14 protein-coding genes, 2 pseudogenes and 1 riboswitch are annotated in these 16,759 nt (G+C 68.3%); of the genes and pseudogenes, 11 read left to right on the top strand and 5 right to left on the bottom strand.

Features of this window, described 5'->3' with window-relative positions; translation table 11 throughout:
- Positions 1 to 100: 100 nt before the first annotated feature.
- From ACFVAV_RS14185 to ACFVAV_RS14175, 3 genes are read left to right on the top strand one after another with little or no spacing between them, the layout of a single operon-like run.
- Positions 101 to 1,141 (top strand): multicopper oxidase domain-containing protein, encoded by a 1,041-nt coding sequence (locus tag ACFVAV_RS14185; RefSeq protein WP_379034809.1) that lies wholly within the window; start codon positions 101 to 103, stop codon positions 1,139 to 1,141.
- Complete coding sequence (locus tag ACFVAV_RS14180) at positions 1,141 to 2,322, top strand: ZIP family metal transporter (protein WP_379034807.1); 1,182 nt, start codon at positions 1,141 to 1,143, stop codon at positions 2,320 to 2,322. Before ACFVAV_RS14185 ends, ACFVAV_RS14180 begins: the two co-directional genes overlap by 1 nt.
- On the top strand, positions 2,319 to 2,729 hold the full coding sequence (locus ACFVAV_RS14175; RefSeq protein ID WP_379034805.1) for a Rieske (2Fe-2S) protein: 411 nt from the start codon (positions 2,319 to 2,321) through the stop codon (positions 2,727 to 2,729). The genes ACFVAV_RS14180 and ACFVAV_RS14175 overlap by 4 nt, the downstream gene beginning before the upstream one ends.
- 71 nt (positions 2,730 to 2,800) lie before the next feature.
- Here ACFVAV_RS14175 and ACFVAV_RS14170 read toward each other — a convergent pair.
- From ACFVAV_RS14170 to ACFVAV_RS14160, 3 genes and pseudogenes are all read right to left on the bottom strand, one after another.
- Positions 2,801 to 4,187 (bottom strand): annotated as a pseudogene (locus tag ACFVAV_RS14170) (styrene monooxygenase/indole monooxygenase family protein).
- Positions 4,188 to 4,231: 44 nt separating this feature from the next.
- Positions 4,232 to 5,314 (bottom strand): annotated as a pseudogene (locus ACFVAV_RS14165) (NtaA/DmoA family FMN-dependent monooxygenase); the annotation flags it as partial.
- 45 nt (positions 5,315 to 5,359) lie between these two features.
- Positions 5,360 to 6,583 (bottom strand): acyl-CoA dehydrogenase family protein, encoded by a 1,224-nt coding sequence (locus ACFVAV_RS14160; RefSeq protein ID WP_379034803.1) that lies wholly within the window; start codon positions 6,581 to 6,583, stop codon positions 5,360 to 5,362.
- 96 nt (positions 6,584 to 6,679) lie between these two features.
- Between ACFVAV_RS14160 and ACFVAV_RS14155 the strand changes: the two genes are divergently transcribed.
- From ACFVAV_RS14155 to rph, 3 genes are all read left to right on the top strand, one after another.
- A complete protein-coding gene (locus ACFVAV_RS14155; protein WP_379034801.1) occupies positions 6,680 to 7,975 on the top strand; it encodes an MFS transporter in 1,296 nt (431 codons plus the stop codon).
- Positions 7,976 to 7,979: 4 nt separating this feature from the next.
- Positions 7,980 to 8,990 carry a glutathione S-transferase family protein gene (locus ACFVAV_RS14150; RefSeq protein ID WP_379034799.1) on the top strand — a complete coding sequence of 337 codons (1,011 nt, stop codon included), beginning with the start codon at positions 7,980 to 7,982 and terminating at the stop codon, positions 8,988 to 8,990.
- A gap of 112 nt (positions 8,991 to 9,102) precedes the next feature.
- A complete protein-coding gene (rph, locus tag ACFVAV_RS14145; RefSeq protein WP_379034797.1) occupies positions 9,103 to 11,781 on the top strand; it encodes a rifamycin-inactivating phosphotransferase in 2,679 nt (892 codons plus the stop codon).
- Here rph and ACFVAV_RS14140 read toward each other — a convergent pair.
- Entirely contained in the window at positions 11,715 to 12,632 is a 918-nt protein-coding gene (locus ACFVAV_RS14140; RefSeq protein ID WP_379034795.1) for an SDR family NAD(P)-dependent oxidoreductase, read from the bottom strand. The genes rph and ACFVAV_RS14140 overlap by 67 nt on opposite strands.
- A gap of 136 nt (positions 12,633 to 12,768) precedes the next feature.
- Here ACFVAV_RS14140 and ACFVAV_RS14135 point away from each other — a divergent pair, with 136 nt between their 5' ends.
- Both ACFVAV_RS14135 and ACFVAV_RS14130 read left to right on the top strand, forming a co-directional pair.
- Positions 12,769 to 13,656, top strand: a complete 888-nt coding sequence (locus ACFVAV_RS14135; RefSeq protein WP_379034793.1) for a helix-turn-helix transcriptional regulator — start codon at positions 12,769 to 12,771, stop codon at positions 13,654 to 13,656.
- A 31-nt stretch (positions 13,657 to 13,687) separates the two neighbouring features.
- Positions 13,688 to 14,044, top strand: a complete 357-nt coding sequence (locus ACFVAV_RS14130) for a hypothetical protein (protein ID WP_379034791.1) — start codon at positions 13,688 to 13,690, stop codon at positions 14,042 to 14,044.
- Between the two features lie 99 nt (positions 14,045 to 14,143).
- Here the strand turns inward: ACFVAV_RS14130 and ACFVAV_RS14125 are convergent, their stop codons facing one another.
- Positions 14,144 to 14,440: a hypothetical protein gene (locus ACFVAV_RS14125; RefSeq protein WP_379034789.1), complete on the bottom strand. Its 297-nt coding sequence runs from the start codon at positions 14,438 to 14,440 to the stop codon at positions 14,144 to 14,146.
- Between the two features lie 201 nt (positions 14,441 to 14,641).
- On the opposite strand from ACFVAV_RS14125, the gene ACFVAV_RS14120 reads away from it, so the two are divergent.
- The 3 genes from ACFVAV_RS14120 to ACFVAV_RS14110 all read left to right on the top strand — a co-directional run bounded on the left by ACFVAV_RS14120 (position 14,642) and on the right by ACFVAV_RS14110 (position 16,749).
- A complete protein-coding gene (locus tag ACFVAV_RS14120) occupies positions 14,642 to 15,337 on the top strand; it encodes a DUF2993 domain-containing protein (RefSeq protein WP_379034787.1) in 696 nt (231 codons plus the stop codon).
- A gap of 63 nt (positions 15,338 to 15,400) precedes the next feature.
- Positions 15,401 to 15,467, top strand: a riboswitch (guanidine-III (ykkC-III) riboswitch).
- 10 nt (positions 15,468 to 15,477) lie between these two features.
- Entirely contained in the window at positions 15,478 to 15,792 is a 315-nt protein-coding gene (locus ACFVAV_RS14115) for a DMT family transporter (RefSeq protein ID WP_379034785.1), read from the top strand.
- 300 nt (positions 15,793 to 16,092) lie between these two features.
- Positions 16,093 to 16,749, top strand: a complete 657-nt coding sequence (locus ACFVAV_RS14110) for a cyclase family protein (protein WP_379034783.1) — start codon at positions 16,093 to 16,095, stop codon at positions 16,747 to 16,749.
- The last annotated feature ends 10 nt before the right edge of the window (positions 16,750 to 16,759 follow it).

Raw genomic sequence — 16,759 nt, 5'->3', positions numbered from 1 at the left:
AGACCGGGGCTGCCAGGTCGCGATTCAGCTGTCTTCCCGCCGGTCAAGAGGACTTCGGCCCATTGAATCATATTTTTCGGTGTGCCAAACTATTGGGACTATGAATGATCCGAGCCGCCGTGTTCTCTTGGGCGGTGCACTGGCCGGCACCGCCGGATTGGCGCTGGCGGGCCGCAGTCTGCTCGACGCGTCCCCGGCCGAAGCCCAAGCACCAGCCCCCACTGGCCACAGTGGCGCCCACGGCGGCGGAGCCGACGGTCCCACCTTCCGCATCGGGCAGACCGTCGATCACGATGCCAACGGGTTCAACCCCACCCAGGTACTCCGCGACTTCGACTACGGCACCACCACGCGGTTGCCCGATGGCCGGACCTTGCGTGAGTGGGAGGTCTTCGCCGGCGACGAAGACATCGAAGTCGCTCCCGGTGTCACCTTCCCCGCATGGACGCTCAATGCGCGCATCCCCGGCCCGACCCTGCGATGCCGTGCGGGGGACCTGTTGCGGGTGCATTTCCGCAACGGTTCCGAGCATCCGCATACGCTGCACTTCCACGGCATCCACCCTGCCGAGATGGACGGCATCGCCGGACTCGGCGCCGGGATCATCCACCCGGGACAGTCCACGACCTACGAGTTCGACGCGACCCCGTTCGGGCTGCACCTGTTCCACTGCCACGTAGGACCGCTGGCCGAGCACATCGCCCGCGGCATGTACGGCACGTTCATCGTCGACCCACCCAGCCCGCGCCCACCCGCGGACGAGCTGGTGATGGTGATGCACGGCTACAACACCACCTTCGACGGTGAGGGAAATCAGCTCTACGCGGTCAACGGGATCCCGTTCCACTACATGCACGAACCGGTGCGGGTGAAACGCAACGAACTGGTCCGCATCTACCTCGTCAACGTGCTCGAGTACGACCCGATCAACAGCTTCCACGTCCACGGCAACTTCTTCGACTACTACCCGACCGGGACCCGGCTGCAGTCTTCGGAGTTCACCGACACGATCGTGCAGGGCCAAGGCCAGCGCGGGATCTGCGAGATGCGGTTCCCGCATCCGGGCAGGTACATGTTCCACGCTCACAAAACCGAATTCGCCGAACTCGGGTGGATGGGGTTCTTCGAGGTGGTCGACTGATGGACGTCACGACTACGCGGCGGCCGTGGCTGCTCGGCCTGGCGACCCTGATCCTGTTGGTGCTGGCCCTGATCGGGATCGCCCTGTTCGGCGGGGCGAGCCTGCCCGACCGGGCCGGCCCCCCGGTCGAGGAAGTCGGCGTCGAACGCGTGATTCTCGAGCCCGGATCGATCGAGCTGAACCTGCGCAATACCGGCCCCGACCCGGTCGCGGTCGCGCAGATCTTCGTCAACGACGCCTACGTCGACTTCACCGGCCCCACCGAACCGATCGGGCGGCTGTCCTCGGCGCACCTGGTGCTGGACTACCCGTGGCAGACCGGGCAGCCCTACAAGATCTCGATGCTCACCTCCACCGGACTGGTCATCGAGCACGACATCGCCGCCGCGGTCGAAACCCCGGAGGCCGGGGCGTCGTTCTTCGGGTTGATGGCATTGCTGGGCACCTACGTCGGGATCATTCCGGTCGTTCTGGGGATGCTGTTCCTGCCGTTCCTGCGCTCTGTCGGCACCGCCACCGTGCGAGTGCTGCTCGGGTTCACCATCGGGCTGCTGGTCTTCCTCGCGTGGGAGGGCACCCGGGAAGGGTTCGACGTCGCCGAGGCCTCCGGCGGGCCGTTCGGTGGCGCCTCCTTGGTTGTCCTGGGCGCGATCCTGGCGTTCTTGACGCTGACCGCGGTCGACCAATGGCTGCGCGGTCGCCGCCACGCCGCCGCGGAGCAAGGGACCGCGAGCGGTACCCGGTTGGCGTTGATGATCGCGATCGGCATCGGTCTGCACAACCTCGGCGAAGGCCTGGCCATCGGATCCGCTTACGCCATCGGCGAACTCGCCCTCGGGACCTTTCTCGTCATCGGGTTCACCATCCAGAACACCACCGAGGGCCTCGCCGTCGTCGCACCGCTGACCCAGCACCGTCCGCCCCTGGCGGGCCTGCTCGGGCTGGGCCTGATCGCGGGAGCACCGGCGATCCTGGGTGCGGTCATCGGTGCCGGTGCGAACAATCCCGAAGTCTCGGCGCTGCTGCTCGGTGTCGGCGTCGGCGCGATTGTCCAAGTGATCGTGCAGATCATCCCCAGTGTGCGCGAACCCGGTACCACCATGATCGGTGCCCGCACCCTCGCCGGGATCGCCGCCGGTGTGGTGACGATGTGGGCGACCGGACTGCTGGTGACGGCATGAGTACCGATCCCTTCACCACGGCACCGGTCACGCGGCGCACCGCCCTGGCCGGTGCGTGCACGGTGTGCGCGGTCGCGGTCACCGGCTGCGCGACCGGGCAGGCATCCCAGGACGACGGCCGACCGGTGCGGGTACCGCGCGCCGGGATCGACATCGGCGGCGCCGCGGTGTTTCCCGAACACCGGATCGTGGTCACCCAACCCAGCGATGGCGTGTACAGGGTGTTCTCCGCGGTGTGCACCCATCAAGGTTGCGCGGTCACCGACCTCGACGACGACGTCGTGAAGTGCCCGTGCCACGGCAGCAAGTTCCGCCTCGCCGACGGATCGGTCGTCAAGGGCCCGGCCCGGCGGCCGCTGCCCGAACGCACTGTCACCGTCGAAGGCAACATCCTCACCATCACCTGAACGGCACAACCGCAGGCCGCGGCCGCTCCCCCCACTGGAGCGGCCCGCGACCACGACGGTGCGCCGACCACTCAGGCGCGGGTGAGCGCGCCCCCGTATTCCGAACGCGCGAACCTGCCCGCGGGCTGGAATCGGGCGAGCACCTCGGCTGCGGGCAGACCGGTGACCTGCTCGATGTACGCGCCCGCCTGCTCGACGGTCTCGATGCCGAGGAGCGGCTGCGGATGGTGCAGCAGCCCCACCAGCGCGCTCGCGAACCGCGGCTCCACCGCCGCGGTGGCGAAGAACTGCCCGCCGATGTCGGCGAACTCCGGATCGCTGAGGAACAGCCGGGTCACGTTCGCGGCGGCATCGCTGCGCGCGGCGAGGAATTCGGCGTAGCGCGCGGCGATCCAGGGCTCGTCGAAGGCACCGTCGTGCACCGCGGCCGCGGCCACCAGACGCTGCGCCTGGACCAGGCCGCTCTGCGCGCCCTGCCCCGCGATCGGGTCGTAGGCGACGGAGGTGTCGCCCAGCGAGGCCACCGGGTGGCCGCTCGCCGTGCGTCCCACGCCGGCGCGCACCACCGGCCGCACGGCGCCCTTCAGCCACGAGTGGCGGGTCGTCCTCGATCACCTGGGTGGCCAGGACTTCCGGCAGATCCCAGTCGATGTAGTCGCGGTACAGCTCGGTGACGACGCGGTGCGCCGAGGCCGCCGAATCGGCCGCGCCGAAGCGGCGCTCCCAATCGCTGCCCGGCCGGGCCCAGCCCAGGAACGCCCAGCTCGGACCGGCGTCCTTGTGCAGGTAGGGACCCCACCAGCCCTCGCCCTGATCGGCGAAGATGGAGAACCCGCTGTGCGCGCCGCCCGCGGGACTGCGGTGGGCGAACACGCTCGGGTCGTGGCCGAGACCCGTCACCGTGACGGTGAGCAGCGAGCGCTGCGGCGCATCGTAGACCGTCCGTGCGGTGTCGATCGCGAACAGGTCGGACAGGCCGCCTCGACCGGTCGCGACGAGGGTCAGATCATGCTGGGCGGCAATGCCGTCGAGGGTGTGCGGGGTGACCTGCTCGACGACGAAGCGGCCACCGCGCTCGCGAAAGGCTGTGAGCCGCTCGTCGGCCTTGAGCCTGGTGTCGACCGCGACGCCGACGTAGCCGTCGAACACGCCGTCGAAGGCGATCAGTTCGGTGCGGTCGGGGTCGGCGATCCGGACACTGAGCCCGGTGTGGCGGGGCGCCCTGGCGGTGTAGGTGTCCAGGCCCAGCGCCAGCTCGGCCTGTTGTGCCACACCGAATTCCAGGGCCGTGCCGGTGGCGGGGACGTCGTCTCGGAGGGCCGGCTGGTCGCGGTCGCTGTAGAGCGTGACCTCGAAGCCGGCGTCGAGCAGGCCTAGCGCCGCGGTGACGCCGGTCTGTCCGGCGCCGACGATCGCGGCCGAACGCGTGGAACGTGAAGCGGGATTCTGCGATGTCATATCGGAATGGTGCTCGATTCCGCGCCGCCGCAGCAGGGTTGCGATCAGCGCGAATCGATGGCCGCGACGGTGCCCGGCCGGGACTCCGATTCCGGCAGGACGGTCGAATTCCGGCCGCCCACACGATAACTCGCCCCGCGATGACCGGCCGGGAGCCGGTCCCCCGCCCCGAACAACGCGTGCCGCAGCGTGCCCCGCTCGTACTCGGTGGCGTAGGCGCCGCGTGTGGTGAGCACCGGAACCACGTGCCGCACAATGTCTTCGAAGGTGCCGGGGGTGATCGCGTAGGCCAGGTTGAACCCGTCCAGGTCGGTCTCGTCCACCCATTCCTGGAGCTGGTCGGCCACGGTCTCCCCCGACCCCACGAAAACCGGGCCCATGCCGCCGATACCGGCCCAGCGGCCGATATCGCGCACGGTCCATTCGCGGCCGTCGTCGTCGAACTCCTGGAAGGCGGCCACCGCCGACCGAATGGCGTTGCTGTGCACCTCGCCGATGGGATCGTCGAGGTCGTAGCGCGACAGGTCGATACCCATCCAGCCGGACATGAACACCAGCCCGCCCTCCACGCTCGCATAGGACAGGTACTCCTCGTGTTTGGCGCGCGCGGCCTCGTCGGTGGCATCGGTGACGATGGTGGCCAGCGCGTAGATCCGGGCGGAGTAGCGGTCACGGCCCGCTTCCTCGAGCGCGTCCCTGATCCGCGAAACGGTCTGGGTGAGCACGCGTTTCGACGGCGCGGCCACGAAGATGGCCTCGGCGTTCTCGGCGGCGAAGCGCACACCGCGCGGGGAGGCGCCTGCCTGGTAGATCACCGGGGTGCGCTGCGGTGACGGCTCGGACAGGTGGATGCCGGGCACGGTGAAATGCCGCCCGCGATGGCCGATGTGGTGCACCTTCGCCGGATCGACGTAGACGCCGCGCTCGGTGTCGCGCACCACGGCGTCGTCCTCCCACGAGCCCTCCCACAGCTTGTAGAGCACTTCGAGGTATTCGTCGGCCTGGTCGTAGCGATCGTCGTGGTCGAGCTGGTCGTCGGCGCCGAGATTGCGGGCGGCCGAGGGCAGATAGCCGGTCACCACGTTCCAGCCGATCCGGCCGTCGGTGAGATGGTCGAGGGTGGAGATGGGCCACACAGTTCATGTCGAAGGCGTTGAACCGGATCCGGCGGGTCATCGCGCCTGCTCCCCGGCCGGAACCCGTTCGCCCGCGCTCCAGCCGAACGGCAGCTCGGTGCCGTTGAGCAGGTGATCGCCCACCGCCCTGGCCTTCTGGATGGCGGGATTGTGCACGGAGATGGTGCGCGCATTGCGCCAGTGCCGGTCCAGGCGCAGGCCTTCGGACACGATGGACGCGCCGCCCACCTCGAACAGCAGGCTCGTCGCGGGCAGCACGGTGTCGATCACGGCGAGCTGAGCTTGCGCGGCGGCGAGTTCGACTGTGGTGAGCGCGGTGTCGTCTTTCGCTCCTGCGGCGAGCACCTCGTCGAGGAGATCGGCCACCGCGAGCACGGTCGCGCGTGCGGAGAACGCGGCCGCCGACAGCTTGCCGATCACCTGCTGCACCAGCGGATCGTGGCGGGGCAGGTCGGCGGCGGAGTGGGTGTAGCCGCGCGTGCGTCGTGAAACCCAGTCCCGCACATCGCTTTCGGCGCGCTGGGCGATACCGGCGAGCACCGCCAGCTGGACCAGCTGCAGATACGCGGTCGCGTAGGTGGGGCCCGGCACGCCGTATCCGGGGCCGAGGATCTGTTCCCCGGTGACCCGCACGGCGGTGAATTCGGTGGTGCCGCTGGCGGTGAGCCGCTGTCCGAAGCCGTCCCAGTCGTCGTGCTGCCGCACGCCTTCTGCGCGGGCGCCGACCAGCACACCCACCCGCTCACCGTCCCGGTCGGCGGCCACGAGGATGTGGTCGGCGTACAGGGAACCGGTGCTGTAGAACTTGGTGCCGTCGAGCCGCCACTGCTCACCGTCGCGGGTGAGCCGGGTGCGGTACCGGTCGACCGCGCCGACACCGGGTTCGGTGATGGCGTTGCCCACCAGGGTGCCCTCGGTCACCGCGCGCAACCACTGGTCCCGCACCGGGCCCGGTGCGGCGAGCAACTGGTCCTCGACGAAGGAGAAGTGCACGCGCAGGGCTTGCGGCAGGTTCGATTCGGCGGCGGCGAGGTCGATGAGCAGCCGGAACAGCTGGCGCACCGTCGCGCCGTAGCCGCCGAACTCCACCGGAACGCGCAGCGCGCCGAACCGGGCAGCGCGCAGGGCGGCGATCTCGGTGTGGGCGAGTTCCCGGTCGGTTTCGCGGGCGACGGCGCCCTCGGCGATGCGGTCGAAGATCGGGCGGAAGGCGTCATCCAGTTCGGAATCGGCCACACGTTTCGGCTCGGTGGATGTCATGACCCCACCATGACGCCGTCGGTCTGCGCGCTCACTGGTTGCGCGCAGCGGGATCACAAAGGGTGCGGGGCGCGGGTGCTCTGCGACGATGTCCCCATGAGCACCGCCACCCGACCGGGTGTGATCACGACAGGCACGCTGGTTCTGCTGTCGGCCCTGTACTTCGCGCAGGGCCTCCCGTTCGGCTTCTTCACCCAGGCACTGCCGGTGGTGCTGCGCGAATCGGGCTTTTCGCTGGTGGCGATCAGCGCCTCCGGTGTGCTGTTCCTGCCGTGGGCGCTGAAGTTCCTGTGGGCGCCCTACGTCGACCGCTACAGCACCCGACGTACCTGGCTGCTGGTGCTGCAACTGTCCGCGGCCGCGGTCGCGATGGTGCTGGCCTGTCTGGACCTGTCCTCTTCTTTGCGCTGGCTGTTCGCCGGCATCGTGGTGGTGAACCTGCTCTCGGCGACGCAGGACGTGGCCACCGACGGTCTCGCCGTGAACCTGCTGGGTCCGCGTCAGCGCGGGCTGGGCAACGGCATCCAGGTCGGCGCCTACCGCGTCGGCATGATCGTCGGCGGTGGCGCCCTGCTGTGGATGTTCGCCGTGTCCGGTTGGCGAATGCTGTTCCTCGCCATGGCGGTACTGATCGTGCTGACCACGGTGCCGGTGTGGCTGCTGCGCGAACCGGTCGCCGACCGCCCGCCGCACCCGCATCCGGCACAGCTGCTGGGCGCCTGGTGGGTTCGGCTGCGCCGCCCCGGCATCCTCACCTTCATCGCGCTGATCAGCGCATTCAAGTTCGGCGATTCGATGGCCTCCGCGCTCACCGGCCCGTTCCTGTCCGACGCCGGTCTCGACCTCGGCCAGATCGCCTTGATCAAAGGCGTCCTCTCCTCGGCGGGCGCCCTGGCAGGCGCGGCCCTCGGTGGCTGGCTGGCCTACCGCTTCGGCCGCCGCAGTGCGCTGTTGATCGGCGGTGTCACCCAGACCGCGAGCATCGCGCTGTATCTGTTCGCCGCCCTCGGCCTCGGCGGTGTCGAACTCCTCGTCACTGCCAGCCTGGCCGAACACGTCTTCGGCGGCGCGGCCACCGTCGCCGTGTTCGCCCTCATGATGGACGCGTCCGATCCCGACTACGCAGGCAGCGACTACACCCTGCTCGCCTGCGCCATCGTCGTCGTCCAAGGCGTGGCGGGCATGGCAGCGGGCATCGTCGGTGAGCTGGCCGGCTATCCCGCCCTCTTCACCACCAGCCTCGCCCTTTCCGGAATCGGCTGTGCCGCACTCGTTCTCGGTCTGTCCCGAGGAATGGGTCCCGACAGCCTGCGCCAGGCCCTCACCCACACCCGCCCGATGCAGGGGATCGGTCGGCGCTCGGCGCACCGGCAGGTGGATCTGCGAGACTGAGGAGGTGAGCGATGCCCAAGCGGGGAGCTATGTCGAGGCCGGCGAGTTCCGTCGCGACACCAACTACATCACGACGCGGATCACCGCCGACGGCCGCGACGGTTACCCTGTCGAACCCGGCCGCTACCGGCTCGTCGCGGCCAGGGCCTGCCCGTGGGCCAACCGCACGTTGATCGTGCGCAGGCTGCTCGGGCTCGAACCGGTGCTGTCGCTGGGCCTGTGCGGGCCCACCCACGACAAGCTCAGCTGGACCTTCGATCTGGACCCGGACGGAGTCGATCCGGTGCTGGGCATTCCCCGGCTGCGCGACGCCTACCTGGCCCGGTTCCCGGACTATCCGCGCGGCATCACCGTGCCCGCGGTGGTCGACATCCCGACCGGGCAGGTCGCCACCAACGACTACGCCCAGATCACCCTCGACTTCTCCACCGAATGGGCCGCCCACCACCGGCCCGGCGCTCCGCAGCTGTACCCCGAACCGCTGCGCGCCCAGATCGACGAGATCAACGCCGAGGTCTTCCGCGACGTCAACAACGGTGTCTACCGCTGTGGTTTCGCCGGTGCGCAGGACGCCTACGACGCCGCCTATACCCGGCTCTTCGACGCCCTCGACCGGCTCACCGAGCGGCTGAGCGCCCAGCGCTACCTGGTCGGCGACACCATCACCGAGGCCGACGTGCGGCTGTTCACCACGCTGGCCCGTTTCGACCCCGTCTATCACGGTCATTTCAAGACCAACCGCAGCAAACTCAGCGAGATGCCGGTGCTGTGGGCCTACGCCCGTGATCTGTTCCAGACCCCAGGCTTCGGCGACACCATCGATTTCGGGCAGATCAAGGAGCACTACTACGTGGTGCACCGCGACATCAACCCCACCGGAATCGTCCCCGCGGGACCGGACCTGTCGAACTGGCTGACCCCGCATCACCGCGAGGAACTCGGCGGACGACCCTTCGGCGACGGCACCCCGCCGCCTCCGCCCCTGCCCGCCGAGCAGGTACCCGCAATCCCCTGATCTCGACCTTCCCCTTTTCACTGTATACACGATTCGGGGCCCTCATGAGGCGCCGATCTGTGGTCCATAATCGCTCGCGAAACACCGAAATCACCAGGTGGGGAGTAGCGGGATGGCCTCTGTACTCGACTTAGGGGAGATCGACCGGACGCAGGTCGCGATCGTCGGCGGCAAGGGCGCGAACCTCGGTGAGCTGTCCCGCATCGACGGTGTCGAGGTGCCGGACGGCTTCTGCGTGACGACGGACGCCTACGCCCGGACAGTGGCGGGCGCGTCCTCGCTCGACGATCGGCTCGACGAGCTGTCGCGCCTGGAACCGGAGGATCGGGAAGCGATCCGCGTGTTGAGCGCGGAGATCCGACGTGCGATCGAAGAGCTCGTCATTCCCGATGATGTGGCGGCCGAGATCATCGCCGCGCACGCGCGGCTCGGTGCCGACGGCGCCTACGCTGTCCGATCCAGTGCGACAGCCGAGGATCTGCCCGCCGCGTCCTTCGCCGGCCAGCAGGACACCTCTCTGAACGTCGTGGGACCGGCGGCGATCCTCGAGCACATCAGCCGGTGCTGGGGCTCGCTGTTCACCGAGCGGGCCGTCACCTACCGCCTGCGAAACGGTTTCGGCTCGAAGACGATGCGGATGGCGGTGGTCGTGCAGCGGATGGTGTTCCCGCGCGCCGCGGGCATCCTGGTCACAGCCGACCCCGTCACCTCCGATCGGACGGTGGTTTCCATCGACGCCGGCTTCGGTCTCGGTGAGGCTCTCGTGTCCGGCCTCGTGAACGCCGACGTCTACCGGGTTCGCCACGGCGATATCACCAGCAGGACGATCGCCACCAAGAAGCTCGCCGTCGAGCCGGCGCCGACAGGCGGAACACGGGTGCGCGAGATCGCCCTGGAGCGCCGCAACGAGCCGGTGCTCTCCGATGCCGAGGTGCTCCGGCTCGCGCGGCTGGGCCGGTGCATCGAAGCACATTTCGGCAGCCCCCAGGACATCGAATGGTGCCTGGACGGCGATGACATCCGCGTCGTGCAGAGCAGGCCGATCACCACGCTGTTCCCGATTCCGGTGGCCGCCGACGAGGAGAACCGCGTCTACGTTTCGGTCGGCCATCAGCAGATGATGACCGATGCGATGAAACCATTGGGGATCTCGCTGTGGCAGTTGACGAGCCGGGCGCCCATGCGTGACGCGGGTGGGCGGTTGTTCGTCGATGTCACCGAACTGCTGTCGTCGCCGGCGAAGCGCGCACGCCTGATCGAAGGGCTCGGCAAATCCGATCCGCTCATCGGGGACGCGCTACAGACCGTGACCGATCGCGGTGACTTCGTTCGTCAGGTCCCGGACGAGGATTCCGTCGAGGTATCGGCCGGTGTCGCATCGGCGCCGATCGAGGCCGATCCCGACCTCGTCACCGAGCTGATCGTGACCAGCGAGGACTCCGTCGCAGCCCTGAAACGCGACATCCGGTCGGAGTCCGGACCGGCGCTGCTCGACTTCATCCAGGCCGATATCCAGGAGCTGCAGCGGGTCCTGTTCACCCCGCGCGGTGTACAGGTGATCACGGCCGCCATGGACGCCACGTGGTGGCTCAACGACCAGCTGCAGGAATGGCTGGGCGAGACGAACGCAGCCGATGCGCTCACCCAGTCGGTTCCCGGGAACGTGACCTCGGAGATGGGCTTCGCCCTGCTGGACGTCGCCGATGTAATCCGCCCTCATCCGGACGTGGTCGCCTACCTGCAGCGGGTCGAGCAGGAGGGGCGCGGGCGGGGCGGCTTCTTGGCCGAGCTGGCCGAACGCCCAGGCGGTCTGCAAGCACGTGCAGCGATCGAGGACTTCCTCGACAAGTACGGCATGCGCTGCGTCGGCGAGATCGACATCACCAGGCCACGCTGGAGCGAAAGCCCCACCACACTCGTCCCGACGATCCTCGGCAATATCAAGAACTTCGGATCCGGCGCGGGCAGGCAGCGCTTCGAGGACGGCTTGCGCGACGCCGAGCAGACGAAACAACAGCTCCTGCAACGCTTGCGCGCCCTGCCGGACGGAGACCGGAAGGCCGAGCAGACCGAACGGATGATCGATCGGGTCCGCACCTTCGCCGGTTATCGGGAGTATCCGAAGTACGGGATGGTCAGCCGCTACTTCGTCTACAAGCAAGCCCTGTTGGGGGAGGCCGCGCGTCTCGTGGCGGCCGGCGTACTCCGCGAGCCCGAGGACATCTTCTACCTGACATTCGACGAGCTCGGCGAGGTGGCGCGCACGCACCGTGCGACTGCGGAGCTTATCGACGAGCGCAAGGACGCGTTCCGCGCGGATCAGGCGCTCACCCCGCCGCGGGTGCTCACCTCCGACGGCGAGACCTTGACCGGGGCGTATCGGCGCGCGGACCTGCCCACGGGTGCGCTACCCGGAATGGCGGTGTCCGCCGGGACGATCGAGGGTCGTGCCCGCGTCGTGTCGGACATCGGGCAGGCCGACCTCGACGCGGGCGACATCCTGGTCACCGCCTATACCGATCCGAGCTGGACCCCGCTGTTCGTCGCGATCGCGGGTCTGGTGACCGAAGTCGGTGGCCTGATGACGCATGGCGCGGTGATCGCCCGCGAGTACGGCCTGCCCGCCGTCGTCGGCGTGGAGCATGCCACCGAGCTGATCCGCGACGGGCAGCGCATCCGGGTGAACGGCACGGACGGATACGTCGAGATGCTCGCGTGCGCGAATCAGCTCGATACCCCGACGAAACGTTCGCCTGCATGCCATATTTCGGCTTCGCGCTGCGGGTCATAGGATTCCTCCGACGACCGGGTCACCTGGTTGCGGTCGACGTAGGACCCGGTTGGTGCCGCGATGTCACCGAGCACGACGTCCGCGAGGTATCGTCCCGCGGCCCTGCGACTGGTTGCCCACGGAGTCAGCGTCATGATCGGCAGGACGTAGCGCATCGCGAACCGGGAAGCGGGGTCCGCGTCGCGGGCGAGGTCGGTGCCGGGGACGAATCCCGGGTTGTACGCGACGGCATCGATCCCGGCAGGCAGCCGACGGGCGTACTCGTGCACCAGATAGATCGCGGCGAGTTTGCTTGTCGAATACGCGGTTCGGCCGGCGACTGCGGTGTCCGGCTCCCGGAAGGCACCGATGCGGGCCAGCACATCCGGAGATTGCCAGGCCGGGCCGGGAACCATGCCCATGTTGTGCCGGAAATCGCCGAAATGGGTATCGCTCACGGTGATGACGATGCGACCGGGCGCCGTGAAACGATCCCCCAGTACCCGGACGAAAAGGTGATTGGCCAGCACGTTGACGGTGAATGTCGACTCGAACCCGTCGGGGCCTGCGGTCTGCGCGTTCGTGTACTGAATACCCGCGTTGCCGACGAATCCACGCAGCGGCGGAAGATCACCGGCGTCGAGCCGATCCCGGATCTCGGTCGCAGCGGTTCGGACGCTCGCGAGCGAACCGAGATCGGCCGAGACGGCGGAGACCTGGTGCCCGTCCGCGCCGAGCGCTGTCGACAACTCCGCCCCCGATGACCCTCGCGCGACAACGACGAGGTGCACATCCGGCGAACGTCGCAGGATCTGCTCGGCGGCGATCCGTCCGATCCCGCGGCTCGCGCCGGTCATCACGATGGTGCGCATGAAAACTCCTCGACTGGATTCCTGTTCAGGGCGTCACCGACATTCGCCGCTCACGATCGGTCGAACCAGTGCCGTGACCGTCACCAGGACCAGCAGTACCTAGGCTCAGCGTAGGCCGAGCAGTGAGAATGGGCCCATGGCTTCCGCCCGTCTCGGCTTCGGCGAACTTCTGCGTAGCTGGCGCGACCGTCTGTCACCGCTCGACGCGGGCTTCACCGTCACCGGGACCCGTCGCGCCCCGGGGCTGCGGCGCGAGGAGCTCGCCCAACTGGCCTCGCTGTCGGTCGACTACCTGCTGCGCCTGGAGCAGGGCCGCGCCGTCAACCCCTCACCTCAGGTCGTCGCGGCACTCGCCCGGTCACTGCAGCTCTCCCGGGCCGAGCGCGATCAGCTGTATCGCAGTGCGGGACAGCTACCGCCACAGGACGGCATCATCAGTGACCACGTTCCCGCCGGCATTCAGCGACTCACCACTCGCCTCGGTGACATCCCGATCGGCGTGTTCACCGCCGACTGGTCCCTCGTGTGGTGGAACAGCATGTGGACCGCTCTGCACGGCGATCCCGCCGCGATCCCGGCACCCGAACGAAATCTCGCGCTCGCGCTGTTCGGCCGCGGTGCCGCGCGTGCGGCGATGCGGCCGATTCGTTCCGAACGCGGAGACGAGGCGTTCGCGGCGTCGATCGTGGCCGACCTGAAAGACGCGCTGACCCGCTATCCCACCGACGCCCGCCTCGCCCGACTCGTCCAGGACCTGCGAGAAGGTTCGCCAGCCTTCGCTCAACTCTGGGCGACGGCGACCACAGCCCAGCACGTGACCGATCAGAAGACGATCATCCACCCGGAAGTCGGAGAACTCCGGCTCGACTGCGACGTGCTCGTGGTGCCGGGCGCCGACCTGCGCATGGTGACCTACACCACCGCCGCCGCAACCCCCGACGCGGGCAAGCTCGAGCTGCTCCGTGTCACGCGGGTGCACCGGCGCGGCTATTTTCCCAGTTCGGGGGTGGTCGAGCGGCGTTAGGATTGCAGAGGGGTGCGAGGAGTAGAAAAGGATGAGCACCACCAGTGTGATCGTGATTGTCGTCGCGGTGGTAGTCGTTGTGCTCGTGGCCGGCGCTTGGCTGTTGATGCGCAAACAGCGTGAACACCAGCGGGCCGAGGCCGAGAGCATCCGTGACCGCGCGGCGGAACAGGAATTCGAGGTCGATCAGCGAGAGGCGCGGGCGGAGGAGATCGCCGCCAGGAGCCGGGCGGCAAAGGCCGAAGGCGAGGCCAAAGCCGCGCAGGCCGAGCAGCTCGCCCAGCAAGCGGACGTGCATCGCAGCGACGCGGCGGATTCGCGAGCCGACCTGGACAAGGAGCGGGAGCGCGCGGACGAGGTCGACCCGGACACGAAGTCAGGTCCCTGAAACCGATAAACACATCGGGCGGGCTCATGCACGGCTCGCCGGCACCCGAAGGCGCCGCGGTGAAGCGCCTCAGCGGCACGTCCCAGGCGGGCTCGTGCCCTATTTCGGCACCAGCACCCCGGTCAGATCCGCTTCCCGGATCGGTGTATCCGGATTCGCCTGGGCGCTGCACATGAGATTGATCGCCGCGACCGCCAGATCGACGGTGTTCTGGTCGATCGACGCGTCGTCGCCGCGCTCCTCCTCGAGAAACTTGGTCACCGTAATGTGCTTCTTGGCCGAGTCTTGCGCGGTGTACTCACTACACCGCGTGTCACCACCCTTGTTGACCGCCTTCTCCACCTCGTCGCAGCCCGTGGACATACCGAGCACGGCCAGGATCAACCCTGTCGTCACGACTGTTCTTCGCACCTGCATGGTCACTCTCGTCCCTGTAGTCGATCGCCGCGAGGGCCCGATACAACAGGCATTACCACTCTGACCGAAGGTAACCAGCGGGTCGGATCCATCCCGGCTCGTAGCGGTGAGCCGCTGCTCGATCGACCCACCCGACCCCGATGCACAGCATGATGGTGGGATGGCCGAGAGGGTGAGCGTATGCGCACAGTGCTGATACTGATCGTCGTGGCGGTGATCGCGCTGATCGTCGGCGATCGGGTCGCAGTCGTGTTGGTGCAGAACGAGATCGGCCGCAAAGTCGCGGCCGAGTACAACCTTGCGCACCCACCGAATGTCGATATCCACGGTTTCCCGTTTCTGACTCAGGCCGCCGACGGCACCTATCCCGAGATCGACATCCGGGTCGGCGACTGGAGTGGGCAGAACATCTCCGTCCACCACCTCGAGGTCGTGCTGACCGACGTCTCCGCGCCGCTGAGCGACATACTCGGCAACCGGACAGCGAACCTCGTCGCCGCCACGGCGACGGCGACAGCCGTGGTCCCCTACGACGTCGTGCGGAGCTTCGCACCGTCGGGAGTGGAATCGATCTCCGACAGCCCCGACGGGCTGCGCGTCACCGGGACATTCCCGGTGGCGGGGATGTCGGTGCCCGCGACAGTCTTCGTCACCGTCGCACCCACCGACGACGGCATCGAGGTCACTCCGGTCTCGGTCCAGGCCGCGGTCGGCGGACCGACCCTCTCCCTGGCAATGCTGCGCCGAACCCTGACCTTCGTCGTGCCGCTACAGCAGCTGCCGCTCGGTGCACGCCTGACGGCCATCCGGCCGGGCGCCGACGGCCTCCACGCGACCGCCGTGGCTCACGACGTGCGCTTCGCCGACCTGCCGTGACGAAGAGGTGGTGAGGTCAGGCACCATCGCTTGCCGCCCGGTAGCCGGCGTGACATGGTGAAAATCGAGCCCGGGAAAAGGGCTTCCGGACGAGGGGTGCCGTACCCGGAGCGCGACAAGACGGCCCGAGGAGGGCTGTCATGTCGTGGATTCTGCTCGTCGTCTCCGGATTGCTGGAAGCCGTGTGGGCCACTGCCCTGGGCAAAACCGAAGGCTTCACCCGGCTCGGGCCCTCGGTGGTGTTCTTCACCGCCTTGGCGGCGAGCATGGCCGGCCTGGCCTTCGCAATGCGCGAGCTGCCCGTCGGCACTGCCTACGCGGTCTGGGTCGGGATCGGCGCGGTCCTCACCGTGGCCTACGCCATGGCCACCGGTGACGAGCCCCTCGCGGTACTGAAGATCCTGTTCCTGGCCATGATCGTCACCGGCGTCGTCGGGCTCAAACTCGCACACTGACCTCGGCCTGCTCACTTCTCCCCACCCGGTCCGTCACCACCGACCGCACCGGCCGACCGGCCCCACGTCGGAGGGTCCACGACGGTCGGTGGTGTCTCAGCCGGCGGCCAGGTCGTCCATGCGGCGGCAGCCGCGTGTTCGGCGACAGATTTTCCCCAGTTCCACATCGCTTCGCCCCTCCCCAGAGCTCATTCGCGGGTCTCACCAGGCTATCCGGCAATATTGTGGTGCGCTAACGATTTTCGACGTGGCGGGACGAGCCGCACGCCTTGCGCGCAGCGCGCCTCGTACACTCCCCGTGTGCGCCTGATCGACCTGACCCTGCCGATCCACACAGGCATGCCGGTGTTCCCCGGTGACCCGGAAGTCCTGCTGGAACCGGCCCTTCGGGTCTCGACGGATGGGGTGAATGTGCTGCGTGTTCATCTCGGGTCGCAATCCGGGACGCATGTCGACGCACCGGCTCATCTCGACGACAGTCTGCCGACACTGGACGAGCTACCGCTCGAACGCTTCATCGGGCCCGCACAGATTGTGGACGCGCGCTCCGTCCCGGCACGCGGTGCGATCGGGGTCGACCTGTTCGACATCGATCTGGCCCCGGGTTCCGTCGTGTTGATCGCCACCGGGTGGTCGTCCCACTGGGGAACGGTCGACTACCTCACCCACCCGTATCTGGAGCCGGATGCCGCACAAACGTTGGTGGACGCCGGGATCCGGACCGTCGGCATCGACGCACCCAGCATCGACCCGTCCGAGGCCGACGATCTCGACCTGCCAGCGCACCGCATCCTGTGCGGCGCGCACGCGGTGATCGCCGAGAACCTCACCGGTCTCGATCAACTGGTGTCCGCACAGGCGGCAGGCGAGTCGATCGAGGTTTCGCTTTTCCCGCTACGGCTCACCGGGGCGGACGGGGCGCCGATCAGAGCGGTGGCACGAGTCGGAAGCCGGTAGCGTTCTGGTG

Source organism: Nocardia sp. NPDC057663, from assembly GCF_042799895.1.
GTDB lineage: Bacteria > Actinomycetota > Actinomycetes > Mycobacteriales > Mycobacteriaceae > Nocardia.
This window is presented reverse-complemented; position numbering and strand designations above follow the sequence as displayed.

What these genes read in the sequence shown, in the direction of transcription:
- ACFVAV_RS14185 (WP_379034809.1), top strand. Translation starts at nt 101, where the DNA reads ATGAATGATCCGAGCCGCCGTGTTCTCTTGGGCGGTGCACTGGCCGGC.
- ACFVAV_RS14180 (WP_379034807.1), top strand. Translation starts at nt 1,141, where the DNA reads ATGGACGTCACGACTACGCGGCGGCCGTGGCTGCTCGGCCTGGCGACC.
- ACFVAV_RS14175 (WP_379034805.1), top strand. Translation starts at nt 2,319, where the DNA reads ATGAGTACCGATCCCTTCACCACGGCACCGGTCACGCGGCGCACCGCC.
- ACFVAV_RS14160 (WP_379034803.1), bottom strand. Translation starts at nt 6,583, where the DNA reads ATGACATCCACCGAGCCGAAACGTGTGGCCGATTCCGAACTGGATGAC.
- ACFVAV_RS14155 (WP_379034801.1), top strand. Translation starts at nt 6,680, where the DNA reads ATGAGCACCGCCACCCGACCGGGTGTGATCACGACAGGCACGCTGGTT.
- rph (WP_379034797.1), top strand. Translation starts at nt 9,103, where the DNA reads ATGGCCTCTGTACTCGACTTAGGGGAGATCGACCGGACGCAGGTCGCG.
- ACFVAV_RS14140 (WP_379034795.1), bottom strand. Translation starts at nt 12,632, where the DNA reads ATGCGCACCATCGTGATGACCGGCGCGAGCCGCGGGATCGGACGGATC.
- ACFVAV_RS14135 (WP_379034793.1), top strand. Translation starts at nt 12,769, where the DNA reads ATGGCTTCCGCCCGTCTCGGCTTCGGCGAACTTCTGCGTAGCTGGCGC.
- ACFVAV_RS14130 (WP_379034791.1), top strand. Translation starts at nt 13,688, where the DNA reads ATGAGCACCACCAGTGTGATCGTGATTGTCGTCGCGGTGGTAGTCGTT.
- ACFVAV_RS14120 (WP_379034787.1), top strand. Translation starts at nt 14,642, where the DNA reads ATGCGCACAGTGCTGATACTGATCGTCGTGGCGGTGATCGCGCTGATC.
- ACFVAV_RS14115 (WP_379034785.1), top strand. Translation starts at nt 15,478, where the DNA reads ATGTCGTGGATTCTGCTCGTCGTCTCCGGATTGCTGGAAGCCGTGTGG.